This is a genomic window from Nocardia sp. N2S4-5, assembly GCF_044628355.1.
Classification (GTDB): Bacteria; Actinomycetota; Actinomycetes; order Mycobacteriales; family Mycobacteriaceae; genus Nocardia; species Nocardia wallacei_B.
Map to the genome: position 1 here is coordinate 683,099 of NZ_JBIUPM010000001.1, position 25,721 is coordinate 708,819.

Consider the following 25,721-nt stretch of genomic DNA (forward strand, 5'->3'; position numbering starts at 1 on the left):
CGGCAGAAAGGTGACGAATCCCGTGCCACGATTGGCCGATCACGAGCAGCGGCGACGCCAGATCACCGACGCGGCGCGGCGCGTCATCGTCGATGGCGGACTGGAGGCCGTCACCTTTCAGACCGTCGCCGCGGCGGCCGGGATCTCGGTGCGGCTGGTCCAGTACTACTTCGGCACGAAGCGAGAATTTCTGCTGGCCACCCACCGCTCGGTCATGGAAGCGGCCGGCGCGCGGTTCGCCCGGCGTTGGGCCGACCTCGGCGCGGACGTCACGCCCCGCGAGGCGGTCCGCGCGGTGCTGACCGAATTGCTGCCGCTGGACCAGGAACGGCGGGAGGAGGCGATCGTGCTCGGCGCCTTCGGCTGGGCGAACGTGACCGGCCGGGGCATCGCGGCCGAGGAAACCTTCGCCGCGCCACGGGCTTTGATCACCCTCGTCGCCGACCAGCTCCGGCGCGCGCGGCCCGCGGCCGCATCGGGCGATGCCGAACTGGATGCCGAACTCGTCGCCATGGCCGTCGGCGGACTCGCCCAGGGCATGCTCCAGGGGTACGGCACCGCGCAGTCGGCGCTCGCGCTTGTCGATCATCTCCTCGACCGCCTGGCGGTTCCGAAGAATTTCGGTGGGTAGCGATGACTCTCGCGGTGGCGCCCCGTCCTATGGGGTGAACGCGCTACCAACCCGGCGCGACCGATGAGAAGGACCAGACATGACCACCGCCACCGTTTCCCCCGCCACCGTCCGCCCCGGCAAGATCGGCAACCGTGTCCTGTGGACCCTGCAGATCGTGCTCGGCCTGTTCTTCGTGATCGCCTCGGGCGGACCGAAACTCGTCATGCCGACCGCCCTGGCCGACAACGCCCCCGAGAACCTGACCATCCCGCTCGGGCTGCTGATCTTCATCGGTGTCGTCGAAGTCGCCGGCGGGATCGGCCTGATGGTGCCCCGGCTCAGCGCCCTGGCCGCCGCGGGCCTGTCAGTGCTCACCGTGCTCGCCGCCGCCACCCAGGCCTTCATCGCCGACGAGCCCGCGATGGGAATCTTCCCGCTGGCACTCGCCGCACTCTTCGCCTGGATCGCCTACCAGCGCCGCGCCACCCTCACCGATCTGCGCGCCACACTCTCGCGGTGACACCTCCATAACCACGCTCGGCGATCGGTGGCCCGTCTACCGATCGCCGTTCGCGCGTTCCCGGATCGATGGCCTGTCGGGTTGGCGGCCATCGATCCGGCGGCTTCTATTTACCCGTCGGTGCGCGGTCGATGCCGTTGTGTGCCGTCAGCAGTACGTGGTCGAGGCGGGATCGTAGCTTGATCTCGTTGTCCGCCATGCTCGGTAGTTCGGCGACTATGCGGTCGGCTATCGCGCGGAGTTTGATGTTGGTCTCCTGCGAGCGCCACCGCAGTACCGCGAACGCCTGGTCGGCGTTGATGCCGTAGCCGAGCATCAATGCGCCTTTGGCCTGTTCGATGACCGCGCGGGCGTCGACGAGTTGCGGCAGGACGTCGTCGAGCACTTCCTTGCGGTACTCGGCCGCGGCGACCGACAGGTCGATGTAGTAGCCCTGGGTCCCGATCACCGCGCCGCGCTCGTCGGTCATCGGCTCCGACACGACGAGGACTTCCCGCACCTGCCCGGCGGCGTCGATGATGCGGTGGCGGCTGGAGAACGCGCCGCCGTCCTCGACGGAGGTGATCAACGCTTCGAGCCGGTCCCGATCGTCGGGGTGTTTGTGCGAGAGCAGCAACGCGGTAGTGGGTTCGGTGCCCGGCGGGTGGCCGTGCATCCGCGCGACCTCCGGGGACCATTCCCACCGCCGACTGCCGAACCAGTAGCGGAATCGGCCCACGGCCAGCGGATCGCCGACCCCGACCACACGCTCGACGAGGTTCAACTCGGCCTGCGACACCTCGTCGCGCTCTGTCATGCGCCCATAATGCCCGATCTCGGTCACCGGCGGGCAGGGGCTGTGCCGCCGTCGCTGCCTTGTTTCCCTCTGCCGTGCCCGACCTCGGTGCTGGTCAGAGTCTGGTGTCCCTGCTGTTTCCGTGCGATGCCGACGGGAAATACGCGAGCACCGGACTGCGGAAACGTGGGTTGAATTGTGAACAGGACATTCGACGAACCTGCGACAGCGTCGGCGCTCGGGTCGCTCGCGGACCCCGTGCACGCGGCGCGGGAAGCATTGCTGTCCACCGGGGCGCATGTCATGCCCGCGGCGGCGACGAACTCGGTGCTCGGCACGACCGACGGCGACTGGCGGCGGTTCCGGTCCCATTGGAATGCGCTGTGCCGGGACGGTTTCGCGGCAGAGCGGGGCACTGTCAGATTCCGTCGCTACGGCCGCTTCTCGTTCACCACGGCGACCGGACGATTCGACCGGCTCGAGTCGGCTTCGTTCGTCCAGCCCGAGAACAGCAACCCGCTCTATATCGGGGTGGATCGCGTTTTCGAGCCCCTCACCGACGCGTTCGTGACCGATCCGGTGTTCGGCGCGCTGCTGCGCTTGCTCGGACGGTTCGCGACAGTGTTGGACGACCCGGCGCACTGGACCGTGCAGGTGCATCCGTTCCGGGTGAGCGCGCATGCCGCCGCGACCGGGTCACCGGCGCCGGAGGGCCGCCATCGCGACGGGGTCACCTTGGTGTCGTCGTTGCTGGTCGGCCGGGACAACGCGGCCGGTGGCGAGAGTTCCGTGTGCACCGCGGACGGCCGGAAGCTGCTGACCACGACATTGCGGGAACCGGGCGCCGTCTTGCTCGGGGACGATCGGAGCACGTTGCACGACGTCTCCCCGGTGTGCCCGGAACGGCCGGACCGGCCGGCGCATCGCGACGTGCTGGTGGTGACCTTCGCCCCTTGGACGGACTGTCGATGACGGTCGCGCCCGCCTACTGGACCGGGCCGCCGACGAGAGTCACGTCCGCGCCGCTGAACAGCAGGTCGTTCGGGCGTGCCCGCGGGGATCGGGGGAGGGGCCCGAGGCGGCACTCGGGAGCGAGGAGCCGCCATTCTCGCAGGAAAACCTCGATCGCCAGGTGGGCCAGCGACTTGCCCGGGCAGACGTGCCTGCCGAAGCCGAAGGTCAGGGGCAGTTTGCCGGAGGCGCGCAGATCCAGCGGATTGCCGAAGGCCAGCGGATCGCGGTTCGCGGCGGCGAACATCACCAGCACCGGCCCGGCGGGCAGCGTGGTGCCGCTGCGCAGCGGCACCGGCCGGAGCACATCGCGTTTCCACGCGACCAGGCCGGGATCGAGTGCGAGCACCTTGGCGGTAACCCGCGCGGCGTCGGGCCCGGCGAGCAGGTCCCACCAGTGTCGGGCGGGATCGCTCAGAAGTCGTTGCAGCCCTTGCTGAATGGTGCCGCTGACGGTGTGCACGCCCGCGGCGAGCGAGTTCGCCATCGCGGAGACGGCGACGCGATGCGGAATCCCGGCGGCAGCCAGCCGCTCGGCGAAACCCGCGGTCCGCAACCGCCGCGCCGCGGTCACGGTCCTGCCGCTCACCGTGAACAACTGCCCGAGCGCGCCCACCGCGTCGGCCAGCTCGCGGCCACGCAGGTGACGACCGAGCAGACCGGACTGCGCACCACTCCATTCCGCCACCGACGGCCATTCCGCCGCGGGCAGGCCGACCGCCGCACCGACGACCCGGGCGGCGTAGGCGATCGACAACGCCGTCGCGTCGATCGCCACTCCACGCGGTGGCACGCACCCCGCCACTGTCGCGTGGAAATGCGCTGTCAGCTCGGCCGTCCGCTGCTCGCGCAGGCCGGCGGGAATCGTGAAATGCCCGTCCGGGCCGGCCATGCTGTCCCACACGCGCTTGTGCAGGAGGTCATCGGTGCAATCCGCGGTTGCCTTGGCGGGCAAGGGAATCAGATGCCGGCACAGCCGGCCGACGGCACGCGGATTCGTGGCGATACGCGGATAGCCGACCAGCGGCTGGAGTGAATTCGCGTTCGAGATACCGGATTCGCTCGCCTCGAGCAGTTGCCGTGCATCGTCGTAACGCCAGACCAGGCGCAGTCCGCTGCGATGCCGATAACTGCTGTCCGGCCATTCGTGTAGCCGCCCGTACCACGCGTCGCGCTCTTCGAACGACAGTTGATTCGACGTCACGTCGGCGAAGGGAAAATTCATCGCTCAGGACAGGGCGGCGGCCACGACGGCGTGCAGGTCCAGCAGGGCCGACAGCTGCTCGGCCGGCCGTCGCCCCAAGCCGCACTCGGTGGCGATACCGAATTCGCCGATTGTGCTGCGGGCGGCGGTGATACGCCGCATCGCGCCCGCTCGGCCATCGGTGGCGTGGACAAGTCCCAGATAGAGCCTGGTGTGTTCGGGGAGCCGCAGTGCCGCCAAGGGTGCGAAGTATTCGCGGTCGGAGCGCGAGCGCGGGACCGGCATATGCACCCAGTCGACTCGCCGTGACAGCGATTCCAGGATGCCGGTCGTCACCGACACCATGCGGCCGGTGTCGGCGGGCTCGGCGAAGTGCTGATGCCCGAAGTCGCCGTAGCACAGGTGATATCCGAGTTCGACGCCCTCGGGCACCGCGGCGCCGAGCCGGGCCAGCCGAGCGACGACCTGGGTGAGCTGTCGCGGATAGCCGTCGCCGAACCAGGAGGGGAATATGCCCTCGAAAATGGCGAATTCGACCGGGCAATCCCATTGCACCGCCAGATCCGCACCGGGGATCTCGGCCACGATCTTGTCGAGTTCGGTGAGAAGGGCCGCCTCGTAACGGCTTTCGAGAACATCCTGCGGATCGCCGACGAAGGCTCCGACCACGGAGATCGGCGAAGGCAGGCTCACTTGGAACCGGACTCCCGCGCCGATGGTTCCCTCCGCGCGCAATTTTCGGAATACCCGCCAGGATTCCAGGGCGGCGTCGGCGTAGCCGAGCGGGCCGAAATCTATCGTGGCCGGATCGACACCGGGTTTCGGACGCACCCGTTCGCTCGGCCCGTACTCCGGGCTCGGCGGCGGCGCGACCTCCAGATCGGGATGTGCGGCCATGCGTGGCAGCTGCCAGACCGTGAAATTGTCCCGCACGCCGGTCTCCCCGTCCGGAATGCGTTCGAGCCAGGGGCCGAGATGCCGTGCCGCCGCGGTGAATACGGCCTCGGCGTTCGGCAGCGGAACACTGCCGCACAGATGTACGTCGCCACGGACCATGTCAGCTCCTCGCACCCGGCAGCCCACGTCTACCGCGGATTCGCGGACTCGCAGCAATGGACCGGTGGACGCAGAAGGTATCTCGGTCCGGCCGATGCCCGCACTTCCACCCGTGGGAACTCGGTCACCGGGTGTCCGGCAGGATCGCGTTCACACGGCGGACCGCGTCGACGCCGTTTCGCTGACCTGCGGATTTCGCTACCGTCTCGCGTAGACTTGTTCGGTGAAGCAACTAACCATCGGTGTAGTGGCGACCTCCCGCAAAGAGGCCGAGCACCGGTTGGCGATCCACCCCGCGCATTTCGACCGGATCGACCCGACGCTTCGCGATCGAGTCTTCCTGGAACGCGGCTACGGTGATCGGTTCGGCTACCGCGACGAGCACCTGGCGCCGCTGGTCGGCGGCCACCGCACGCGCGCGGAGCTGTTCGCCGAATGCGATGTGCTGCTGATACCGAAGCCGTTGGCCGAAGACCTCGACGGTTTGCGCCCGGGGCAGGTCGTGTGGGGGTGGCCGCACTGTGTGCAGGACGCGCGGATGACCCAGCTGGCCGTCGACCGCGGCCTGACCCTGATCGCCTGGGAGGCGATGAATCACTGGACGAAGGAGGGCAATTTCAGCGTCCACGTCTTCCACAAGAACAACGAGCTGGCGGGCTACTGCTCGGTCCTGCACGCGCTGCAACTGCGTGGATCCTGCGGCGATTACGGGCGGCGGATGCGGGCGGCGGTCATCAGTTTCGGTGCCACCGCCCGCGGCGCGGTGCGTGCGCTCTCGGCACTCGGGATCAGTGATGTCACGGTGTTCACCCAGCGCAGCGTGTCGGCGGTGGCCTCACCGTTCGCGTCGGTGCGGATGCAGCATTTCCAGCGGGATCCGACGAACCCCAGCCGGACCCTCGCGCTGAAGGCGCCGGAAGCGGGACCGCTGGCGGCGGCGCTGGCCCAGTACGACGTGGTTGTCAACTGCATGCTCCAGGACACCGAGGAGCCGCTGCTGTTCGTCCGGAACGCGGATCTGGACCTGTTCGCGCGCGGGACGCTGTTCGTCGACGTCTCCTGCGACGCGGGCATGGGTTTCGAGTGGGCACGCCCGACCTCGTTCGCGGACCCGATGTTCACCATCGGCGACGACCTGCACAACTACGGCGTCGACCACAGCCCCTCGTTCCTGTGGAACTCCGCCACCTGGGAGAACTCCGAGGCGCTGCTGGAATACCTGCCCATCGTGATGGCCGGCCCCGACGCCTGGGACAGCAGCGAAACCGTCCGCCGCGCAATCGAAATCCGCGAGGGCCGAGTCCAGAACCTCCGCATCCTCTCCTTCCAGGGCCGCGCCGCGGCCTACCCGTACGCGGTCGTCTGACCGGATCCGCGGTCGACGCCTGCCGCTCAGTGATCGGTTGCCGCGGCGGCGGTTTCGGCGGTGTCGGCCGTTTCCGGAGCACCCTCGAGGCGGCGGAGGCGCAGCAGCGTCACACCCGCGGGGTAGGACCTCGGGGGTTCGGTCAACTCGAAGCGGGCGGCGGGCGTGCCGTCGGGAAACAGTCGCTTGCCCTGGCCGATCACTACCGGACACATCCACAGGTTGACCCGGTCGACCAGGTGTTCGCGGAACAGCGTCTGCAGCAGGTCGGCGCTGCCCCAGGTGTGGATCTGCTCGTGCCGCCGGCGCAGGTCGCGAACCTCTCGGGCGATGTCGGTGAGCTGAAAGCTGGTGTCCCAGGACAGTTCCGGCGTGCCGCGGGAGGCGACGTACTTGGGCACGCGGTCGAATGCCCGCCCGACCTCGTCGGGCTGGCCCGGCCAGTATCGGCGGAAGATGTCGTAGGTCGTGCGGCCGAGCAGTAGCGCGTCGGACGCCTGAACATCGGCGGTGATCTGTGCCTCGGATTCCGGATCCCAGAACGGGCGTTCCCATCCGCCGTACCGGAAGGCCTTGTCCTCCTCGGTGGGTCCACCGTTCGCCTGGATCACCCCGTCGAGCGTGATGTTCATATTGACGTGCAGCTCACCCATCGCGCTATCTCCTCGGGACTCGTCTGCCACCGGCAGGGGGCTCAGTCTGCCCGCCCGGCAAGGAAGTCGATACCGGCGAGATCGCCGGTCCGATCGCAGCTTCCGATCCTCCTTCGAGCCGAAGCTGGACTCGGCAATACGGATAGTGTAGCTTCCTATTATAGATAGAGGCACTATCCGATATGGAGTCTGTAATGACAACCGCCCTTGAAGCCCGTATGAACCACTCCCTGTCACGCTCGATCACGCGACGAGCATTGCTGCACTATCTCGAGATGACGGCCGCCATGGGCATCGGCATGGCCGTCTTCGGGCCCTTGGTGCGGTGGGGATTCGCCGCTGCCGGTTGGTCGGCCGTCTTCGAGCGCGCCGATGCCCGGGCGATGATCATGGCGACGGAGATGGCCGTGGCCATGGCGGCGTGGATGTTGGTGCGCCGTCACGGTTTCGCCGAAGTCGCCGAGATGACCGCGGCGATGTATGTGCCGTTCGCGGTGCTCTTGGCGCCCTATTGGGCGGGTATTCTGTCCGGCGCGGGCCTGATGATTCTCGGGCATGTGCTGATGCTCATCGCGATGGCCGTGGTGGTGTACCGGCATCGGTTGACCCATACCGGGCGGCACTGATCATTCGTTCCCGCAGAGGAAACCGCGTCCGCGCACCCGAGCCGATTATCCGATGCGGTCGATGGATGCCCAGAGGTCGCAGTGGTGTCGGTCGGCGAACGAGTCGGTGACGGCGATGTGGTGGCTGCTCAGTTCGAGGGTGGTGGCGGGATTCGTGTGGGGCCAAGGGGTGAAGTCGGGGGTTTCGGGATTGCCGTTGTGGGCGAATTGTGCCCAGCTGTGCTGGATTCGGCGGGAGAGCAGGTCTGCCTCCGGCGGCAGCGGGACGGGGATGCCCATCAGCGCGGAGAAGACGTACGGAACCTCCGCGCCGTGGAAAGCGCCGGGCAGCAACGGGTTCGCGGGCAGCGGGGTGTCGCCGAATCGGTACCGCCACACGGATGCGCCACCGCGGCGGGCGGCGTCGGCGGTGAATTGCGCTGGGCAGGCGAAGAATCCATCGGTGATCACGCGTTCCTTCGCCGCGGCGGGCGAGGCGAACGCGGCGGCGGGGTACCGGTCGAGGACCGAATCGCTGTTGTCGGCGAACAGGTCTCGGGCCCACGCGCGGTAGTCGGCATCGGTGGGTATGGCGCCGCGCAGGTAGTCGAGCAGCGCGATGAACGTGGCGCCTTCGTCGGCGTTGCTGCCGACGAGGAGCGGGATGTCACGCGCGGCCTCACCGGCGAGGGCGTTCTCGGGAGTGTCGGTCAGCACGATCCCGTCCAGGACGGGAGTCCACGTGACCGCCATGGTGTTCAGGGTCGTGGTGGGCGAATCCAGCAACCGATCCGCGGGCAGGGCGCGCAGGCACGCCAGGCGGGTCGCCGGGTCACCGCAGCCGAGACTCGCGGCGTAGTCGGCCGACCGCCGATACGCGACCTCGGCAGTAGGCGGAACCAGGGGGCTGCGGGCGCAGGACCCGCTCTCGATGATCGCTTTCGCAAACAGGCCGCGAGCCGACGGTGAGGCCAGCTGGGTGCAGACGCTCATGCCACCGGCGGACTCGCCGAAAAGGGTGACATTGCCCGCGTCGCCGCCGAATGCCGCTGCGTTGTCGCGCAGCCAGCGCAGGGCGGCCTGCTGGTCGAGGGTGCCGAAGGTGCCGGCCGCGCCCTCCGCCGCCAGTTCGGGAAGCGCCAGGAAGCCGAACGGCCCGACGCGGTAGTTGGGGATGGCGACGATGACCTGCCCGTCTCGGACCAGCCTGGCGGGCGAATCGTATTGCGCGTTGGAGCCGAGCACGAACGCCCCGCCGTAGAGCCACACCATGACGGGAAGCGTGGCGGCGGCCGGGTGTTCGGGCACATACACATCGATGCTGAGACAGTCCTCGCTCGACGGCTGCAATCCCGGAGCGCCGGGCGCCGGAGCCGACTGCGGGCATTGCGGCCCGTGCCCGACCGCCGCCCGGACACCGTCCCACGGCGCCGCGGGACGCGGCGGCGCGAAACGCTCCGCTTCGGCGAACGGCACCCCGAGATACTTCACGACGCCGTCGGACCGCATACCGCGAATCGCGCCACCGGTGACGCTCACGACCGCTTCTGGGCCGCCGCCGCCCGGCACGGCCTGCGCCGGTGCGAACACCGACACCGCCGCCGCGGCGACGCCGCTGATCAGGATCGCCGGCGGCGTCAGCCATCTGGTCCGCGGACGGCCGGCGGTGCGGATTCGCATGTGAAGCTCCCTGCGGGCAAGTGCTTTTGAAACAAAAGCACTGTAGAGGACGACGGCCGCGCGAGGGAGGTGATTCGGGAAAGATCGCCGACTATTCGCCCAACGCCTGTACCAGGCGTTGCAGTGCGGGCAGCGCGGATTCCAGGGCGTGGCGGTCGGCGGCGGTGAGGGTTTCGAGCGTCTCGCGCAGTATCGCGGCGCTGGCGTGGTCGTACCGATCCAGCAGTCGATGCGCGCGCGCCGAGGCCACGAGCAGCGCGCCGCGGCCGTCGGTCGGCTGATTTCGGCGCTCCACCAGATCGGCCGCGGCCATCGTGCGAATCAGATTACTGATGGTCGACTGCGCCATCCGCAGTTCGGCGGCTGCCCGGCTCGGTGCGAGCCCTCCCGTCGTGACCAGCAGTCGAAGCAGTTCGATCTGCGCGTCCGGCAGGTCGGGCAAGTCCTCGGCGGTGCGAGTGCGCCGCAGTACCGCACGGCGTAGCGGCCCGAGCAGGGTGCTGAACTGCGCCTCGAACGACGCGGTCGACGAGGCGGATGCGTCCGGCCGGGCAAGAGAATCCACCCCGCCATTCTGCCCGCGTACCTGGCCGATACGCGGCCGCCCCGGCCCGGCTATGGTCGGCTCATGCCCACGGTGATCGTGATCCTGCTGGTGGTGATCGCCGCCGCCGAAGCCGTCGGCCTGGTCGTGCTCGGCGTACTGCTGGCGCGTGCGAATCGCCGTCTGCGGTCCAGGCGGCGTCGGCCCGATGCGAGCCGGATTCTGCTTTCGCGCGGCAGGCTGGCGGTGAAGACCGTGTGGGAAACCGCGAACCTGGTGCGTGAGAAGGGCTTTCGTGGCGCGGTGTTCAGTTCGGTCGAGGAACTCGCGGCGTGGGCGCGGGTGGAACGACCCGACCTGGCCAGGCTGACCCCCGACGGAAACGTGGTGATCGTCTTCTCCGACATCGAGGGCTCCACCGCGCTGAACGAGCGGCTCGGCGACCGCGCCTGGGTCAAACTGCTCGACCGCCACGACCGGCTGGTCCGAGATTTGGTCGGCACGCATCGCGGCCACATCGTGAAAAGCCAGGGTGACGGCTTCATGATCGCCTTCGCCGAACCGGAGCACGCGGTCCGGTGCAGCATCGACGTCCAGGCCGCGCTGGCCGTCGCCGATTCGCCGCGACGGCCGAGTGTCCTGGTACGCATCGGCATCCACATGGGACCGTCGGTGCGGCGCGGCGACGACCTCTACGGTCGCAATGTCGCGATGGCCGCCCGAGTCGCCGCCCGCGCCACCGGCGGCGAGGTGCTGGTGAGCGAGACCGTTCGGGACTCGGTATGCGAGGAGCCCGACATCGCCCTCGGCCCCGAACGCGAAGTGGAACTCAAAGGATTCGAGGGCACCTTCCGCCTCTACCCGGCCGTGCGCGCGGCGAGCTGACGGTCCGCGTTCGGCTCGGTGCGGTCACCCCCGATCGTTCGTGGACGTGGGGTTGTCGCCGCTCGGCCGCGGCGGCGGTGTGCGGCGGGCGGCTCGGTATTCGACCCACGCCCACGCCGCCGGTCGCGACAGCGTGCCCCGCGGTCTGGCCGCAGGGTGCCGGGTGGCGTCGTCGGCGTGCCCGGCCGGTGCCGCGGGCGCCTTCTTGTCGAGCAGCACCTGGAGATTGAACTCGGCCGACGTGTGACCACCGGCGGCCGCGCGCCGATACCAGGCCTCCGCCTCCGCCAGTTCGTCCCGCTTACCCAGCAGGACACCGAGATTGAACATGGCGGACAGGTCACCGGCCGCGGCGGCACGGCGGTACCAGGCCTCCGCCTCCTGTGCCGCGCCGCGTTTCCGCAGCAGCACACCGAGATTGGACATGGCGTTCAGGTCGCCGGCGTCGGCGCAACGCCGCCACCAGTTTTCGGCGCCGTTCGTATCGCCGCGCTCGTGCAACAGGACGCCGAGGTTGAACATCGCGGACAGGTCGCCGGCCTCCGCGGCGCGGCGGCACCAGGTTTCGGCCTCGTCGGTGTCGCCGCGCGCGTACAGCAGCACGCCGAGATTGAACATGGCGTTCAGGTCGCCGGCGTCGGCGGCGCGGCGGCAGAGTTTCTCCACGACCGAGGCGCGGCCGCGGAAGAACGCGTTCAGGCCCGCGGAAACCAGCACATCGACGTCGGCGTCCTCGGTGGCGAGGTGCCAGAAATCGGTCGCGATGGGCCGAGGGGAGCGGTGCTGGCCGTCGTCGGCCGCGACGAGGTAATCGAACGGCGGGTAGCCGCGGGAACGGTCGGGGAGGCGATCGGTGCGCAGCAGCGCGACGTGCCCGACACCCGGGAACGGAGTGCGGGCGGCGACGATAGCGGCCTGCACCTGATCGGCGCCGACCTCGAGTTCGGGGTGCTGGTCCTCGACGATCGTCAGGGCGAGTTCGGCCAGGACGGGTTCGGGAATCGGGTCCGTACGCCCGACTCGGACCCAGTCCACGGCGACTTGGATCACGGTGTGTAGCACCGGATTGCGGTAGCGGGAAGCGTCGTAGTGCTGCAGCAGTTCGGGGGCGCCGGCCAGGACTTCGGCGAGCCCGTGCCGGTCCAGGTTCAGCGACGGGTAGGCGGCCGCGGCGTCGGCGTGCTCGACCAGGCTGTTGCTCGTCGAGGACAGATCGATCTGGATGGCCTGCTGCAGCACCACCCGGGTGTCGTGCGCGAGATCCTCACTGCCGTAATGCAATCGGTCTCGGACCTCGCACCGCAACGTAGCGACCACGACCGTCGGCGCCGGACGCGCGGTGAGACGGCTGAGTGTCAACGGCGTCAGCGGGCGGCTGGTGGTGAGGAACCTGTCCAGGTTGTCCAGCCAGACCACGATCGGCTCCGGGCAGGCGGCGAACTCCGCGCAGGCCGGTATCCGGGCGAGCGATTCCGGTGTGGGCACCAGCACCCTGGCCGTGGGCAGCACCGTGCTGACGGCTTCGAACAGGCTGCGGGTCTTGCCCGCTTTCGAAGGGCCGACCACCACCGTGAGGCGCCCGCACCGGATCCACCCCGCCGAACCTCCCACACTCGGTCCTCATCATCACCGCCCCCTGCCAGCGGTCACGAACAACCTAGCCACAAACCGAGCACGACGGAAGCTGTTCCGCCGCAATAGAAGTGAAACACTCTCGAGCACCAGTGGATCCGAGCGACCAGTCCGGCGGGCTCGCCGGCAGCCGTGCCGCGGTGAATCACGGCCGTCCCGCGGCGCGGGCCGCGCGGCGGGAGAGGTCGGCGAAGGCGTCGCGCAATAGCTGCGGGCCGACGACCTCGATTTCCGTGTCGAAACGAGCCAGCGTCGCCGCGAGTGCGGGCCAGGACCAGGAACCGAGCAGCATTCTCGTTCGGGTGGGTCCATATTCCTCGACAACGGCGTCGTCCGCGAACGGAATAACTTGTGCGGCAGGGAGATCCAGGATCACCTCGCCGTTGCACGGCCAGGCGTCGGTGCTGTCGGAGCCCTTGAACCGGGCGGAGAGAAATGTGGCGATGTCGTCGCCCGGCAATGGCCGGGGGAGAAGCGGGGCCCGTTGGGAATGCGCAGGGTCATGCGGTCGGCGCGGTAGATCCGCCAGTCCGCGCGCTGTGGGTCCCATCCGATGAGGTACCAGTGGCCGCCGCGGGCTACGAGGTGATGGGGTTGCACCCGGCGCGGCGGGCGTGGGTCGGTGGCCTCCGGCCGTGCCGGGGACGCGTAGTCGAATCGCAGTTCCTCGCCGGCTCGGAGGGCGGCGCCGAGCGCGAGCAGGGTGTGGGTATCGGCTTGGGAATCGGCGCGAGGTCCGGCCGACCCGACCGCGGAGATCTCGAGGGCGTCGACGCGCCGGCGCAGGCGGGAAGGCAGCACCTGGCGCACGGTCGCCAGGGCTCGGGCGGCGGCCTCCTCGATGCCCGCGCCCGTCCCCGCCGCGGTCCGCAACGCCACCGCGAGCGCGACCGCCTGCTCGTCGTCGAACAGCAGCGGCGGGAGTTCGCTGCCCGCCTCCAGCCGATAGCCGCCGTCCGGCCCTTTCGCGGCCTGGACCGGATACCCGAGTTCGCGCAGGCGGTCGACATCGCGGCGCACCGTGCGCGCACTGACGCTCAGCCGCTGGGCGAGCAGCTCTCCCGGCCAATCGCGGCGGACCTGCAGCAGCGACAGCAATGCGAGCAGGCGCCGGGAGGTCGACGTCGAGGAAGCAGTCGGCATGCGTCCATGCTGTCAGGAGTAGCGGACATTCCCTGACCGCTACCGGTGACAGTGTGGCTTTCGTCGCCGGAACCCTCCGGCGCGAAACCACTCGTGAAGGACTGGATCGCCATGTCGGTCAATGCTGTTGCCCATCTCAACTTCCACGGTCAGGCCCGGGCGGCCCTGGAGTTCTACCGGTCGGTATTCGGCGGGCAGCTCACCCTCGCCACCTACGGCGACTTCGGGATGCCCGCCGAATTGCCCGACGCGAGCAAGGTGGTGTTCGGCCAGGTCGTCGCCGCCAACGGGTTCCGGGTCATGGCCTACGACGTCCCCGGCCAGGAGACGCGGGCCGCCGCGAGTGCGCCCACCACCCGCCGCGAGAACGGCGCCACCCTCACCGACGCGCCGTTCTTCCTGTCGGTGCGCGGCGAATCCATCGAGGAGGTCGGCGCGCTGTGGGACCGCCTCGCGGACAACGCCACAATCATCGAGACCTTCGCCCCCGCCCCCTGGGCACCGGCCTTCGGAATGCTGACCGACCGCTTCGGCGTCACCTGGATCCTCGACGTCGCCGCCGAACACATTTCGGCATAAGGCTTTCCGGCCGGGAGTACCCGGTGAATGGCGATGTGTGGCTACAGTTCGGTGCCGATTTGCGGGCTGTCCGGTGGTTGTTTGTCGGTGGTGACGCGGTGTACCAAGGTGACCGAGAATGCGATCAGGACGATGAGGGCGGTGTGGGCCGCCACGAGGGTCAGCCAGGGGAACATGAAGCCCTCGTCGGTGAGTTCGCCGCGGTCGCCGACGCAGTGCAGGGTGAAGTTGGTCGAGGTGCCCTCGGAGTCGTGGAAGGTGTCGGAGACGACGATCGGGTCGCGGTACGGGTCCGCGCAGAACAGGGGTGCGGTCAGCTCGATTTCGCCGGGCCAGATCACCGAGAGCAGGATGCTGAATACGAAGACGCCGGGAACGAGGCCGCTCAGGATCGCGAAGGGCTTGGCCATGGTCATGCCCGCTGTGTGCGGAGCAGGGTTCCGGCGCGGTCGAATTGGAGGACGGTCACGCCGCGGGGCGCCACGACATTCACCGTCACCAGAACGTTCTGCCCGGATCGGTGCACCAGCAACGCCGACACGTGCGCGTCGTCGAGTCCGCTGTGGGCGATCGACGTGTCGACGATCTCCTCGACTCGCTGTAGCGCGGGTACTTCGCCGATCGCGAAGGTGGTGCCGTTCAGATCGCCCGAGAGCGCCTGCACGGGCGCGGGTTCGCTGAGGGTGTCCAGCGCGAAGGTGTAGTCGTCGAGCTCGTCCGGCCGTTGCGGGACGCGAATGCGCAAGCGCGCCACCGGATATCGTCCCGACAACGCGCCTCCGCTGTTCAGCGCCGCGGTGACCTGCGGGGGCTGGTCGAGCATGATGAACTGGAACTGCGACGAATTCGGCGCGGCCAGCAGGATCACGCTCGCCTCGAGATCGGCCGTCCCCCAACGCCGCTGCAGCGCGGTGATCGCGCCACCGGGCAGCGCGCTGACCAGACCGCCACCGCGCTCCTGCACGAGTTCTTCGAAGTCGGCGCGATCCACGGCGCCGATGCAGCCGGTGGCGGTCAGCGCGAGCACACACAGTCCGAGAATCGAACCGCGCCACCGCCGGTAGTGCGTCATGCAGGAAACATACCGAGGCCCGGTGCGCACCGCGACCGGCGCGGGCGCACGGCCAGCTCGGGACCCCGGGCCACGGTCCCGAGCTGACCTCCCCTCCACACCCTCGGCGCCTGCCGCTCGTCCGGTGACCTTCCCGATCGGGGGCCCGGGTCCCGGATTCCCGCGTACTGCCGGGGGAGCCTACGACTGCCCGCCTCGTCGTCGTACACTTGCCGAAAGGTTATGCGGGCGTGACGTTTCGGCTCGACCGGAGACGCGCACACCCTTGCCTGATTCGCGCACTGGAGGGGATGCCGTGAGTCGTTCGGATTATCAGCCGTTGCACGCCTCCACCGCGGAGGTGTCGAAGGCGGACCGAACCGACTTCTGGGTGGGACATGTCCGCGGCAACCACGGCGCACTGCATTTCGACTTCGGCGACAGCCGCGATTTCGTCGGGACCACGCGGGTGCAACGCCTCGCCGATGCGCAACTGGGGGACTTCCAGCTGGTCGAGTTCTCCTCCAAGCGCATTCGCTACGCACGATCGACGCGGCACATCCGCATGGACGACGACCGCAGCGCCCGGCTCGTGATCACGCTGGCGGGCGGCATCGGCCTGTCGCAAGGTGAGGACACGGTGTGGCTGCGGCCCGGGCAACTCGGCATGATCACCATGGGACGCCCGATGAGCCTGGCGCACAACGACAATGCGCACGGCTGGATCCTCACCGTGCCCGCGGCGGAACTGCCGGCGCGGTGCCGCGACCGCCCGCCGCTCGCGCTGGACCCGAAACACGCGCTGCTGAGCACTGTGGCGGCGATGACCGGGCAACTGGCGGCGCACCGCGAGACGATGTCGACGTGGGAGTTCCTGCAGATCAGCTCGCGCCTCGTCGAACTGCTGGGGATATCGCTGGACGACCAGCGTGCGCCCTACGAGACGCGGCTCGGCGCGATCGCGCGGGACGCGCGCGGCTATGTCGAGAAATGCTCCGACGACCCGGGCGTGACGGCCGCCTCGATCGCCGAACACCTGGGCTGTTCACGCCGGATGCTCGAGGTCGCGCTGCAGTCGGTGCAGACCAGCCCCGCGCGGCTCTTGCGCGAGACCAGACTGCGGCGGGCCCGGCAGCGGTTACAGGACCCGTTCCGGGCCGACAGTATCAGCGCCATCGCCTTCGAGTCCGGGTTCGGGTCGATGTCGGCGTTCAACGAGGCATTCGTGCGCGAATACGACCTTCCGCCAGGGCAATTCCGCCAAACCGCCCGACGGCACGCGTAGCGCCCGTCTCCTGTGTACGGTAGGGACCGGCTGTCACCCCACAGTCCTATTCCCCTCCCGTACCGAGGGACTACATCGAACGAGAAATCTGCCGATAGCGTCGAGGACACCTCGCCGCGACCACCCCGCGGTTCCAACGAATTCCGGAGATTCATGACGACGTCGGCCTTGGTTCCAGAGTCAGCACCACGCGCACGGCGGCGCGGCGGCGCCGACGGTGACTACTCACGCCTCTTGCGCCGGATCTCCGACGCTGGGTTGATGGAGCGGCGTCCCCGCTACTACGCGATCCGGCTCAGCGTGGTCGGGGCCGTGTTCGTCGCCGGCTGGGCGGCGTTCGTCGTCGTCGGCAACTCGTGGTGGACACTGCTGATCGCGGCGTTCATGGCCGTGACCAGTGCACAGGTCGCCCTCGTCATGCACGATGTCGCGCATCGCCAGGTCTTCCGGTTGCGCCGGCCGACGGAGATCGTGGGCCGGGTGGTCGGCAACGCCGGGATCGGTTTGGCCTACGGCTGGTGGCAGGACAAGCACACCCGGCATCATGCCAACCCCAACCACGAGGAACTCGATCCCGATGTCGCGCCGGACATTCTGGTCTGGTCACAACGACAGGCGCGAGCGAGCCGCGGCCTGCCCCGGCTCATCGGGCGGGCGCAGGCGTTCCTGTTCTTCCCCCTGCTGATGCTGGAAGGTTTCAACCTCCATCTGGCCGGCGTCCGCGCACTGCGGGACCGATCCGTCAAACACCGCCGAGTCGAGGCCGCGCTGCTTTTCGGCCACTTCATCGGCTATCTGGCCGCGTTGTTCGCCGTGCTGCCCGCCGACAAGGCCCTCGCGTTCCTCGTCGTCCACCAGGTGCTGTTCGGCGTGTACATGGGCTGCATCTTCGCCCCGAATCACAAGGGCATGCCGACCCTGACCGGCGACGATCGCCCCGACTTCCTGCGCCGTCAGGTGCTGACCTCTCGGAATGTGCGCGGCGGCGTGCTCACCGACCTCGCGCTGGGCGGGCTGAACTACCAGATCGAGCACCATTTGTTCCCGAACATGCCGTCACCGAATCTGCGGCACGCCCAGGTGATCGTCCGTGACTACTGCGCCGAAATCGGTGTGCCGTACCACGAGACGGGCCTGATCGAGTCCTATCGCGAGGCACTGCGGCATCTCCACCACGTCGGTGCGCCCTTGCGCGCCACGGAGTGACCAGGCGCACGAATCACACTGCGGCAGAGTTCCTTCGGGTGGTGACGGCGGCCGCGCGCTCGGCCGGGGTGCGGGACAGCGTCCGGCCCAGCGCCAGTGCCGCGGTGCGGACGGCGGGCGCGAGCAACTCGGGTGTGAAGCTGTCGGTGGGCACCGACACCGACAGCGCCGCGATCGGGCGTCCCGCGAGCAGCACCGGCGCGGCCAGGCAGCAGCCGCCCGGGGATGCCTCTTCCCGCTCGATCGCGACACCGGTCCGCCGCACGGCCTCGAGTTCACGGGTCAGGCGGGCCGGGTCGGTAATGGAGTTGCCGGTGTAACTGCGCAACGGCAGGCTCAGGACGTGGGCGCGGACCTCCGGTTCCGCCGGTCCCAGCAGCGCCTTGCCGACCGCGGTGCACGTCAGGGGCAGCCGCCCGCCGATCTGCGAGGGCAGCGGCAGGGCGGCATGCCCGTGGATCTTCTCAACGTAGACGGCGTCTTGGCCGTCGCGGACCGCCAGGTGCACGGTCTGCCCCGTCACCGCGTACAGGTCCTGCATGAACGGCAGCGCCGCCGAGCGCAGCCGGTACTTCAGGCCGACGCGCTCGCCGAGTTCGAACAGGGCCAGGCCGAGTTCGAACTTGCTGCCCGTGCGCGTCAGCCAGCCCAGCTCGACCAGGGCGGTCAGCACCCGGTGCGTGGTCGAGCGGGGCAGCCCGGTGCGGGCGGTGACCTCGGCCAGGGACAGCGCCGTGCCGCCGGGAAAGGCGTCGAGCACCAGCGCCGAGCGCTGGAGCAGCGACAAATCGTCCCGTTTCATGGGACACATCCTATTCGCGGCGCATCCCCGGCCATAGCGTGCACGACATGACGACGGTGCAACCCCACACGATCGGCGCGGCCGCCGAACGACTCGCGGCAGCGGCGGCCACCCGGACCCCGTGTGCGCCGATCCGTGACCTGATCGGGCCGGACAACCTGGACGCGGCCTACGAGATCCAGCAGCGCAATATCGACGCACTGCTCGCCGGTGGCCGCACGCTGATCGGCCGCAAGATCGGCCTGACCTCTCCGGCCGTGCAGCGCCAGCTGGGCGTGGCCCAACCCGATTTCGGTGTCCTGCTCGACGATTTCGACTGCACCCACGACGACAAGGTCGACCTCGGCAGGCTGCTCCAGCCCCGGATCGAAGCCGAGATCGCCTTCACCCTGTCCGGTGACATTCCCGGCCCGATCACGGCGGCCGAGGCGCCGCATTTCGTGGATCGGGTGCACGCGGCGTTCGAGATCGTCGACAGCCGAATCGCGCACTGGGACATCAGGTTCGCCGATACGGTCGCCGACAACGCCTCCTCGGGGCTGTATGTACTCGGCGACTCGCTACCGATCGCCGACGCCCCCAACCTCGTCGCGGTCACGATGACCATGACCTCCGGCGGCGAACGGCTCTCGACCGGCCGCGGCGCCGACTGCCTGGGCAGCCCGTGGGAGGCCCTGGCGTGGCTGGCCAACACCTGCTGTGTGTTCGGATCCCCTTTGCGCGCGGGCGAAGTCATCCTCTCCGGTGCGCTCGGGCCGATCGTGCCGGTGACCCCGGGCGCGACCTACCAGGCGCACATTTCCGAAATAGGCTCCGTCACCGCGACTTTCACGGATTGACCATCTCACCCGAAAGCAGGACACCATGAGCCGGATCAAGGCCGCGGTCATCGGGTCGGGCAATATCGGCACCGACCTGGTCATCAAACTCCTCCGCGTCGCACAGCACGTCGAGATCACCGCGCTCGTCGGCATCGACCCCGCCTCGGACGGGCTCGCCCGCGCCCGCCGGCTGGGCATCGATGCCATCGACAACGGCGTGCGGGGACTGCTCGCACATCCCGAATTCGACGACATCCGAATCATTTTCGACTCCACCTCGGCCAAGGCGCACCTGGCGAACGAGGAGGCGCTGCGGCCCTACGGCAAGCGGCTGATCGACCTCACGCCCGCGGCCATCGGGCCGTTCGTGGTGCCGGCCGTCAATCTGGACGAGCACCTCGACGCCCCGATCGTGAACATGGTGACCTGCGGGGGACAGGCGACGATTCCGATCGTCGCCGCCGTGGCCGCGGTCACCCCGGTGCACTACGCGGAGATCGTGGCCTCCATCGCCTCGAAATCCGCGGGGCCGGGGACGCGGGCGAACATCGACGAGTTCACCGAGACCACCTCGGAGGCGATCGTGCGGGTCGGGGGCGCCGAGCACGGCAAGGCCATCATCGTCCTCAATCCGGCCGAGCCGCCGCTGATCATGCGCGATACCGTACTCACCCTGGTCACCGATCCGGACCAGGAGGCGATCCGAAAGTCCGTGCGGGACATGGTCGCCGCGGTCGCGGCGTACGTGCCGGGGTATCGGCTCAAACAGGATGTGCAGTTCACGAAGCTGGACGATGCCGAATCGGTCGCCACCCTCACCGGCGGCGTCGACCGGGGGCCCGGCCTGTGGAAGGTATCGGTCTTCCTCGAGGTCGAGGGCGCCGCGCACTATCTGCCCGCCTACGCGGGCAATCTCGACATCATGACCTCCGCGGCCCTGCGAGTCGCGGAGAAGATCGCCGACAACATGATTGTGGAGACGGCCCGATGACCCAGACGACCACCCGCCCGAATGTCACCGACGGCGCCCCGCTCTACATCCAGGACGTCACCCTGCGCGACGGCATGCACGCCCTGCGGCACCGGATCAGCCCCGAGAACGCGGCCCGGATCGCCGCCGCCCTCGACGCCGCCGGGGTCGACGCCATCGAGGTCACCCATGGCGACGGCCTGGCCGGGCACAGCCTCACCTACGGGCCGGGCAGCAACACCGACCGGGAATGGATCGAGGCGGCCGCCGCGGTCGTGCACCGCGCGAAGCTGACCACGCTGCTGCTGCCGGGAGTCGGCACCGTCGCCGAATTGAAGCAGGCCTTCGCCCTCGGGGTGACCTCGGTGCGAGTGGCGACGCACTGCACCGAGGCCGACGTGGCCGCCCAGCACATCGGCACCGCCCGCGAACTCGGCATGGACGTGAGCGGCTTCCTGATGATGTCGCATCTGAGCGAACCGGCCGAGCTGGCCCGCCAGGCGAAACTCATGGAATCCTATGGCGCACACTGTGTTTACGTCACCGACTCCGGCGGCAGGCTGACCATGGACGGGGTGCGGGAGCGGGTGCGCGCCTACCGGGACATCCTCGATCCCGGCACCCAGATCGGGATCCACGCGCACCAGAATCTGTCGCTGTCGGTGGCGAATTCCGTCGTGGCGGTGGAGGAAGGGGCGATCCGGGTCGACGCCTCGCTGGCCGGGCACGGCGCGGGCGCGGGCAACTGCCCGATCGAACCCTTCGCCGCGGTCGCGGATCTGTCCGGCTGGAAACACAATTGCGACCTGTTCGCCCTCCAGGACGCCGCCGACGACATCGTGCGCCCGCTACAGGATCGTCCGGTGCAGGTCGACCGCGAAACCCTGACCCTCGGCTTCGCGGGCGTGTACTCGAGCTTCCTCCGCCACGCGGAAGCGGCGGCGAAACAGTACGGCCTGGACACCCGCGACATCCTGCTGGCGGTGGGCGAGCGCAGGCTGGTCGGTGGCCAGGAGGACCTGATCACCGACATCGCCTTGGACCTGCGCGCGGCGCAGCAGCGCTGACGCCCGAGCTTTCAGGCCGGAAGCTCAACCCCGTTTCGTTTCCGCGACCGCCTGCTACTTCGCCGCGCTGCCGCAGCACGCGCCCTCGGTGGCTGCTTCCTCGGCGGTGCCGCAGCACGTCTGTACGGCTTCCGCGTCACCGAGTTGCGGTGCGGCGCCGAAGGATTCGCTGTCGGCGAGGACGGTGTAGACCTCCCAGCGCTCGCCGTGCGGGCCGGTGACCCACACCTTGTCCTGGGTGGCGAAACAACACGTGGTCGCGATCTGCTCCTCGGTGAACAACCCGGCCTCCGACAGGCGCGCGATCTCGCCGTGCACCTGCTCGGAGGTCTCCACCTCCACCCCGAGATGATTGAGCGTGCCGCCCTGGCCGGTGTTCTCCAGCAGCACCAGCTTCAACGGCGGCTCCGCGATCGCGAAGTTGGCATACCCCGGCTTGCGCTTGGCCGGTGCCGTGCCGAACAAGGTCGAGTAGAAGGCGACGGCCTGCTCGAGATCATCGACATTGAGAGCGAGTTGGATGCGGGACATGATGACGAACCTCCACTTGTGAGACATATGTCGAAGAACTCGACGGCCTGAGTCTGCACCACTTCTTCGACATATGTCAATGCACTGGGTAGAGTTGGTCCCATGCCCAAGGCGCTACCCGTGATCGACATGTCCGCCCCCGTCTGCTGCCGACCCGTGGCCGCCGGTCCGATCGACGACGCCGCCGCATTGGAAGTCGCCTTGCGCCTCAAGGCAATCGCGGACCCGGTCCGCGTGAAACTGATGTCCCTGCTACTCACCAGCCCGCGCGGCGAAGAGAACGGCGGCGACCTCGCCACCACGGTCGGCCTGTCGGAATCCACCGTCAGCCACCACCTCACCCAACTACGCAACGCCGGCCTCATAGAATCCGAACGCCGAGGCATGAACACCCTCCACCGCCCCCGCCGAGAAGCCCTCACCGCCCTCTGCACCGTCCTAGACCCCAATTGCTGCCCCTGATTGGGACTGTCGGAACAACGGCGGATCTTGATCTCGGTCCGATCGGCCGGACCTGATGGTTCGGCAGGAAGGACCGACTGATGTCGGAGACACTGGCTGCCGTGGCGAAAGACGCGGTGGACACCAAGAAGCTGGCCGAGCAGCTGCTCGCGCAGGCCAAGGAACAGGGTATCGACCTGGTCGGGCCGGGCGGGCTGCTCAACCAGCTGACCAAGACCGTGCTCGAAACCGCGTTGGAGGCAGAGATGACCGAGCATGTCGGCTATGAGAAACACGACCCGTCCGGCCGTGGAACGGGCAACTCCCGCAACGGAACCCGAACGAAAACCGTGATCACCGAGATCGGCCCGGTCGGCATCGACGTGCCGCGCGACACCAATTCCTCGTTCGAACCCAAGATCGTCAAAAAGCGGCAGCGGCGCCTGTCTGGGGTCGACGAGATCGTGTTGTCGCTGACCGCGAAAGGCCTGACCACGGGCGAGGTTTCGGCGCATCTCGCCGAGATCTATGGGGCTTCGGTGTCGAAGGACACGATCTCGACGATCACCGAGAAGGTGGTCGCGGAGATGACCGATTGGTGCAACCGGCCCCTCGACGCCGTCTATCCGGTCTTGTTCATCGATGCCATCCACGTGAAGATCCGCGATGGTCAGGTGGCCAATCGACCGGTCTATGTGGTCATCGGTGTCACCACCGCCGGGGAACGTGACATTCTGGGGTTGTGGGCCGGCGATGGCGGTGAGGGAGCCAAGTTCTGGCTGCAGGTGTTGACCGAGCTGAAGAATCGTGGCGTGGCCGATGTCTGCATCGCGGTCTGCGACGGACTCAAAGGACTGCCCGAGGCGATCAACACCGTCTGGGCGCAGACGATCGTGCAGACCTGCGTTATCCATCTGCTGCGCAACAGTTTCCGTTATGCGGGCCGTCAGCATTGGGCCGAGATGAGCCGCGATCTCAACCCGGTCTACACCGCTGCGACCGAGGCTGCGGCTCGCGAACGGTTCGGCGAGTTCGCGGCGAAATGGGGCGAGCGTTACCCCGCGATCGTCAAACTCTGGGACAACGCCTGGCCCGAGTTCGTGCCGTTCCTCGACTACGACGTCGAGATCCGGCGAATCATCTGCTCCACCAACGCGATCGAGTCCCTGAACGCTCGCTACCGGCGCGCGATCCGCGCCCGTGGCCACTTCCCCAGCGAGCAGGCCGCGTTGAAATGCCTGTATCTGGTGACCCGTTCCCTGGACCCGACCGGGAAGGGTCGGGCACGATGGGCGATGCGGTGGAAACCAGCATTGAACGCCTTCGCCATCACCTTCGAAGGCCGGATCCACCCGACCGGGAACTAACCCACACCGAGGTCGGATCCGCCGTTAAACCGACAGTCCCCCCTGATTCGACCCGGCCGGACGTGTTCGGGTGATCGGTCAGGTGGTGGGACGGCCGGGGGAGGTGGTGAGGCTGTTGTACAGGGTGCTCAGGTCCAGGGTGTCGAGGGAGGTGGTCGGGGGGCGGGTGGTGTGGTCGACCTGGCGGTGTAGGGCTTCCATTTTTTCGTCCAGCTGGGCGGCTACCTCGGCGGCCTGGGTCAGGTCGGTGCGGAGGTTGGGTGGGACCTCGCCGCGGTATTTGTAGTAGATCTTGTGTTCCAGGCTGGCCCAGAAGTCCATCGCGATGGTGCGGATCTGGATTTCGACCGGCATGCGTTCGGTGCGGTTGGAGCGGAATACCGGGATCGACACGATGAGGTGCAGGCTCTGGTAGCCGTTCGGCTTGCGGTGGGTGATGTAGTCGCGCTCCTCCAGCAGCGTGATGTCCTCCTGCCCGACCAGCATGTCCCTGATCTGGGCGATATCGGAGATGAAACTGCACACGACCCGGACCCCGGCGATATCGAGCACGTTCTCCCGGATGGACGCCAGGTTCATCGCGTAATTCTTGCGCTGGACCTTTTCCAGCACACTCTCCGGCGATTTGAGCCGCGATCCCACATGCTCGATCGGGTTGTACTCGTGGGTGCTGTTGAAGTCCTCGCGCAAGATATTGATCTTGGTCGTGATCTCGTCGATCGCGAACTTGTAGCCGAGCATGAAATCGAGGAACTGCTCGCGGAGCGCGCGAACGTCGTCGATGGTGACCCGACCCATGTCCGCGGGGGAGACATCGTCGGCGTGGGGGATCGGCTGCCAGGCTCTCACGTGCTTCATTCTGCCTTTGCCTGCGGTTTTCCTGCCACGCCGGGTGACGTCCGCCACGGCGGGAACGCCGTGCCGCCGGTCAGGAACCGCTGAAGTCGATCTGTGCGGCGGCATTGCCGACCGCGGTGACCATGCCGGTGCCGAGGGGACCGCGGGAATCGAACAGGGTGGCCGTGCCCACCGAGATGCCGTTGCTCGTGAGGTGCGTTTCGGCGTGCAGGCCGATGCGGTCGCCGACCGGGACGCGGTCGAGGGCGACGGTGAGGTCCGCGTTGATGTAGCCGATGCCCCGCGAACCCCAGTTGGTCACCAGGCTCGTGGATTCGGCGGCGACCACCGCCTGGACGAAGGGGCTGCGCTCCTCGCCCTCGACCGCGCCCAGCGGGACCGCCCACAGGCTCTTGCGGCCGGAATTCTGGTGGTCGGACAGGGCGGTCGACCAGTCGTGGTCACTGCGATACCACCAGTCGACGCCCGAGTCGGCGGGCGGATCGAACGGGTGCTCGGAGTGCCACTCCTCGCCGGGCGGCGCGTCGGTGGCGCGCAACTGCACCAGCCGGGCCTCGGCGACCTCGACGTCGCCCTGCCGCACGTGAGCCGCGGCGATGTGGATGCGCCGGCCGGAGCGCACGACCTCGGTGCGCACCTCGAGCGGAGCGCCCTTGGCCGCCTTGAACATATCGATGGTGAATCGCGCCGGTACGAAATCGGCCAGGCCGTGCTCGCGTTCGAGCGAGCGAGCCGCCGCGGCGCAGATCGCCGGGCCGTTGAGCATGTCCGCCCCCCACCGACCGTACGCCCAGCCCTGCGGGAGGTACCGCCCGTCGTCGTCGATCGTGAACATGGAAGGCATGTCTGTCATACGCCCATAGTGTCGTATCGCCGACAGCGGTTCGCGCCGGGCCGGTCGGTGGAATGGCCGCTGCCCGGCTCGCACATTGTTCGAAGTTTGTCGCGGAGGGGCGATGGGGTGCGTGCTATGTTTGGGGGCATCCGTCGGGAGGGCAGCGTTGGCCGAGTTCGGGAGCATTCTGTGGAGAGGCAGCGACGAAGCACACGCGGTCG

The 25,721-nt window shown here is 68.4% G+C and carries 29 protein-coding genes; 14 read left to right on the forward strand and 15 right to left on the reverse strand.

Translation table 11 applies throughout. The features are described 5' to 3' along the window. Positions 1-22: 22 nt before the first annotated feature. Together ACFMRZ_RS03235 and ACFMRZ_RS03240 are read left to right on the forward strand one after the other, a co-directional pair. Positions 23-631, forward strand: a complete 609-nt coding sequence (locus tag ACFMRZ_RS03235) for a TetR/AcrR family transcriptional regulator (RefSeq protein ID WP_400177832.1) — start codon at positions 23-25, stop codon at positions 629-631. Positions 632-710: 79 nt separating this feature from the next. Next, positions 711-1,133 carry a DoxX family protein gene (locus tag ACFMRZ_RS03240; protein ID WP_400177833.1) on the forward strand — a complete coding sequence of 141 codons (423 nt, stop codon included), beginning with the start codon at positions 711-713 and terminating at the stop codon, positions 1,131-1,133. A 106-nt stretch (positions 1,134-1,239) separates the two neighbouring features. On the opposite strand, the gene ACFMRZ_RS03245 is transcribed toward ACFMRZ_RS03240, so the two are convergent. Next, positions 1,240-1,929 carry an ANTAR domain-containing protein gene (locus ACFMRZ_RS03245; RefSeq protein ID WP_400177834.1) on the reverse strand — a complete coding sequence of 230 codons (690 nt, stop codon included), beginning with the start codon at positions 1,927-1,929 and terminating at the stop codon, positions 1,240-1,242. 282 nt (positions 1,930-2,211) lie between these two features. Here ACFMRZ_RS03245 and ACFMRZ_RS03250 point away from each other — a divergent pair, with 282 nt between their 5' ends. Continuing rightward, complete coding sequence (locus tag ACFMRZ_RS03250) at positions 2,212-2,880, forward strand: 2OG-Fe dioxygenase family protein (protein WP_400182757.1); 669 nt, start codon at positions 2,212-2,214, stop codon at positions 2,878-2,880. Between the two features lie 13 nt (positions 2,881-2,893). Here ACFMRZ_RS03250 and ACFMRZ_RS03255 read toward each other — a convergent pair whose 3' ends face one another. Continuing rightward, positions 2,894-4,123 carry a hypothetical protein gene (locus ACFMRZ_RS03255; protein WP_400177835.1) on the reverse strand — a complete coding sequence of 410 codons (1,230 nt, stop codon included), beginning with the start codon at positions 4,121-4,123 and terminating at the stop codon, positions 2,894-2,896. Positions 4,124-4,147: 24 nt separating this feature from the next. Beyond that, positions 4,148-5,179 (reverse strand): hypothetical protein, encoded by a 1,032-nt coding sequence (locus ACFMRZ_RS03260; RefSeq protein WP_400177836.1) that lies wholly within the window; start codon positions 5,177-5,179, stop codon positions 4,148-4,150. 223 nt (positions 5,180-5,402) lie between these two features. Between ACFMRZ_RS03260 and ACFMRZ_RS03265 the strand changes: the two genes are divergently transcribed. Beyond that, the gene (locus ACFMRZ_RS03265; RefSeq protein WP_400177837.1) at positions 5,403-6,545 is read left to right on the forward strand and encodes a N(5)-(carboxyethyl)ornithine synthase; all 1,143 of its coding nucleotides are present in this window, start codon (positions 5,403-5,405) and stop codon (positions 6,543-6,545) included. 26 nt (positions 6,546-6,571) lie between these two features. On the opposite strand, the gene ACFMRZ_RS03270 is transcribed toward ACFMRZ_RS03265, so the two are convergent. Then, positions 6,572-7,198, reverse strand: a complete 627-nt coding sequence (locus tag ACFMRZ_RS03270; RefSeq protein WP_400177838.1) for a dihydrofolate reductase family protein — start codon at positions 7,196-7,198, stop codon at positions 6,572-6,574. A 194-nt stretch (positions 7,199-7,392) separates the two neighbouring features. Here ACFMRZ_RS03270 and ACFMRZ_RS03275 point away from each other — a divergent pair, with 194 nt between their 5' ends. Then, on the forward strand, positions 7,393-7,824 hold the full coding sequence (locus ACFMRZ_RS03275; RefSeq protein WP_400177839.1) for a hypothetical protein: 432 nt from the start codon (positions 7,393-7,395) through the stop codon (positions 7,822-7,824). A 45-nt stretch (positions 7,825-7,869) separates the two neighbouring features. Here the strand turns inward: ACFMRZ_RS03275 and ACFMRZ_RS03280 are convergent, their stop codons facing one another. After that, positions 7,870-9,483 (reverse strand): carboxylesterase/lipase family protein, encoded by a 1,614-nt coding sequence (locus ACFMRZ_RS03280; protein WP_400177840.1) that lies wholly within the window; start codon positions 9,481-9,483, stop codon positions 7,870-7,872. Positions 9,484-9,574: 91 nt separating this feature from the next. Beyond that, positions 9,575-10,048, reverse strand: a complete 474-nt coding sequence (locus tag ACFMRZ_RS03285; RefSeq protein ID WP_280276825.1) for a MarR family winged helix-turn-helix transcriptional regulator — start codon at positions 10,046-10,048, stop codon at positions 9,575-9,577. Positions 10,049-10,111: 63 nt separating this feature from the next. Here ACFMRZ_RS03285 and ACFMRZ_RS03290 point away from each other — a divergent pair, with 63 nt between their 5' ends. Beyond that, positions 10,112-10,912 carry an adenylate/guanylate cyclase domain-containing protein gene (locus tag ACFMRZ_RS03290; RefSeq protein WP_280276824.1) on the forward strand — a complete coding sequence of 267 codons (801 nt, stop codon included), beginning with the start codon at positions 10,112-10,114 and terminating at the stop codon, positions 10,910-10,912. Between the two features lie 24 nt (positions 10,913-10,936). Here the strand turns inward: ACFMRZ_RS03290 and ACFMRZ_RS03295 are convergent, their stop codons facing one another. The 3 genes from ACFMRZ_RS03295 to ACFMRZ_RS03305 all read right to left on the reverse strand — a co-directional run bounded on the left by ACFMRZ_RS03295 (position 10,937) and on the right by ACFMRZ_RS03305 (position 13,687). Next, positions 10,937-12,523 carry a tetratricopeptide repeat protein gene (locus ACFMRZ_RS03295; RefSeq protein WP_400177841.1) on the reverse strand — a complete coding sequence of 529 codons (1,587 nt, stop codon included), beginning with the start codon at positions 12,521-12,523 and terminating at the stop codon, positions 10,937-10,939. Between the two features lie 166 nt (positions 12,524-12,689). Then, a complete protein-coding gene (locus tag ACFMRZ_RS03300) occupies positions 12,690-12,836 on the reverse strand; it encodes a hypothetical protein (protein WP_400177842.1) in 147 nt (48 codons plus the stop codon). Positions 12,837-12,916: 80 nt separating this feature from the next. Beyond that, a complete protein-coding gene (locus ACFMRZ_RS03305; protein WP_400177843.1) occupies positions 12,917-13,687 on the reverse strand; it encodes a helix-turn-helix transcriptional regulator in 771 nt (256 codons plus the stop codon). 45 nt (positions 13,688-13,732) lie between these two features. Between ACFMRZ_RS03305 and ACFMRZ_RS03310 the strand changes: the two genes are divergently transcribed. Next, the gene (locus ACFMRZ_RS03310; protein ID WP_400177844.1) at positions 13,733-14,266 is read left to right on the forward strand and encodes a VOC family protein; all 534 of its coding nucleotides are present in this window, start codon (positions 13,733-13,735) and stop codon (positions 14,264-14,266) included. A 41-nt stretch (positions 14,267-14,307) separates the two neighbouring features. On the opposite strand, the gene ACFMRZ_RS03315 is transcribed toward ACFMRZ_RS03310, so the two are convergent. Beyond that, complete coding sequence (locus ACFMRZ_RS03315; protein ID WP_400177845.1) at positions 14,308-14,682, reverse strand: hypothetical protein; 375 nt, start codon at positions 14,680-14,682, stop codon at positions 14,308-14,310. After that, positions 14,679-15,338 (reverse strand): hypothetical protein, encoded by a 660-nt coding sequence (locus ACFMRZ_RS03320; RefSeq protein ID WP_400177846.1) that lies wholly within the window; start codon positions 15,336-15,338, stop codon positions 14,679-14,681. The genes ACFMRZ_RS03315 and ACFMRZ_RS03320 overlap by 4 nt, the downstream gene beginning before the upstream one ends. Before the next feature lie 295 nt (positions 15,339-15,633). On the opposite strand from ACFMRZ_RS03320, the gene ACFMRZ_RS03325 reads away from it, so the two are divergent. Together ACFMRZ_RS03325 and ACFMRZ_RS03330 are read left to right on the forward strand one after the other, a co-directional pair. Further along, entirely contained in the window at positions 15,634-16,602 is a 969-nt protein-coding gene (locus tag ACFMRZ_RS03325) for a helix-turn-helix domain-containing protein (RefSeq protein WP_400177847.1), read from the forward strand. Positions 16,603-16,863: 261 nt separating this feature from the next. Beyond that, positions 16,864-17,808, forward strand: a complete 945-nt coding sequence (locus tag ACFMRZ_RS03330) for a fatty acid desaturase family protein (RefSeq protein ID WP_400177848.1) — start codon at positions 16,864-16,866, stop codon at positions 17,806-17,808. Between the two features lie 13 nt (positions 17,809-17,821). On the opposite strand, the gene ACFMRZ_RS03335 is transcribed toward ACFMRZ_RS03330, so the two are convergent. Then, positions 17,822-18,610, reverse strand: a complete 789-nt coding sequence (locus tag ACFMRZ_RS03335) for an IclR family transcriptional regulator (RefSeq protein WP_400177849.1) — start codon at positions 18,608-18,610, stop codon at positions 17,822-17,824. A gap of 47 nt (positions 18,611-18,657) precedes the next feature. Here ACFMRZ_RS03335 and ACFMRZ_RS03340 point away from each other — a divergent pair, with 47 nt between their 5' ends. The 3 genes from ACFMRZ_RS03340 to dmpG are packed head-to-tail and all read left to right on the forward strand — an operon-like array spanning position 18,658 to position 21,468. Then, entirely contained in the window at positions 18,658-19,449 is a 792-nt protein-coding gene (locus ACFMRZ_RS03340; RefSeq protein WP_400177850.1) for a 2-keto-4-pentenoate hydratase, read from the forward strand. Between the two features lie 25 nt (positions 19,450-19,474). After that, positions 19,475-20,422: an acetaldehyde dehydrogenase (acetylating) gene (locus ACFMRZ_RS03345; protein ID WP_400177851.1), complete on the forward strand. Its 948-nt coding sequence runs from the start codon at positions 19,475-19,477 to the stop codon at positions 20,420-20,422. Continuing rightward, positions 20,419-21,468 (forward strand): 4-hydroxy-2-oxovalerate aldolase, encoded by a 1,050-nt coding sequence (gene dmpG / locus ACFMRZ_RS03350; RefSeq protein WP_400177853.1) that lies wholly within the window; start codon positions 20,419-20,421, stop codon positions 21,466-21,468. Before ACFMRZ_RS03345 ends, dmpG begins: the two co-directional genes overlap by 4 nt. 54 nt (positions 21,469-21,522) lie before the next feature. Here the strand turns inward: dmpG and ACFMRZ_RS03355 are convergent, their stop codons facing one another. Next, positions 21,523-21,999 (reverse strand): ArsI/CadI family heavy metal resistance metalloenzyme, encoded by a 477-nt coding sequence (locus tag ACFMRZ_RS03355; protein WP_400177854.1) that lies wholly within the window; start codon positions 21,997-21,999, stop codon positions 21,523-21,525. Positions 22,000-22,101: 102 nt separating this feature from the next. Between ACFMRZ_RS03355 and ACFMRZ_RS03360 the strand changes: the two genes are divergently transcribed. Together ACFMRZ_RS03360 and ACFMRZ_RS03365 are read left to right on the forward strand one after the other, a co-directional pair. Then, complete coding sequence (locus tag ACFMRZ_RS03360; RefSeq protein ID WP_400177855.1) at positions 22,102-22,461, forward strand: Rv2640c family ArsR-like transcriptional regulator; 360 nt, start codon at positions 22,102-22,104, stop codon at positions 22,459-22,461. 80 nt (positions 22,462-22,541) lie between these two features. Beyond that, positions 22,542-23,807, forward strand: a complete 1,266-nt coding sequence (locus tag ACFMRZ_RS03365) for an IS256 family transposase (RefSeq protein ID WP_400177628.1) — start codon at positions 22,542-22,544, stop codon at positions 23,805-23,807. A 78-nt stretch (positions 23,808-23,885) separates the two neighbouring features. Here ACFMRZ_RS03365 and ACFMRZ_RS03370 read toward each other — a convergent pair whose 3' ends face one another. After that, positions 23,886-24,665, reverse strand: a complete 780-nt coding sequence (locus ACFMRZ_RS03370) for a GTP pyrophosphokinase family protein (protein WP_400177856.1) — start codon at positions 24,663-24,665, stop codon at positions 23,886-23,888. A 70-nt stretch (positions 24,666-24,735) separates the two neighbouring features. Further along, positions 24,736-25,518 carry an acyl-CoA thioesterase domain-containing protein gene (locus tag ACFMRZ_RS03375; RefSeq protein ID WP_400177857.1) on the reverse strand — a complete coding sequence of 261 codons (783 nt, stop codon included), beginning with the start codon at positions 25,516-25,518 and terminating at the stop codon, positions 24,736-24,738. Positions 25,519-25,721: the final 203 nt, after the last annotated feature.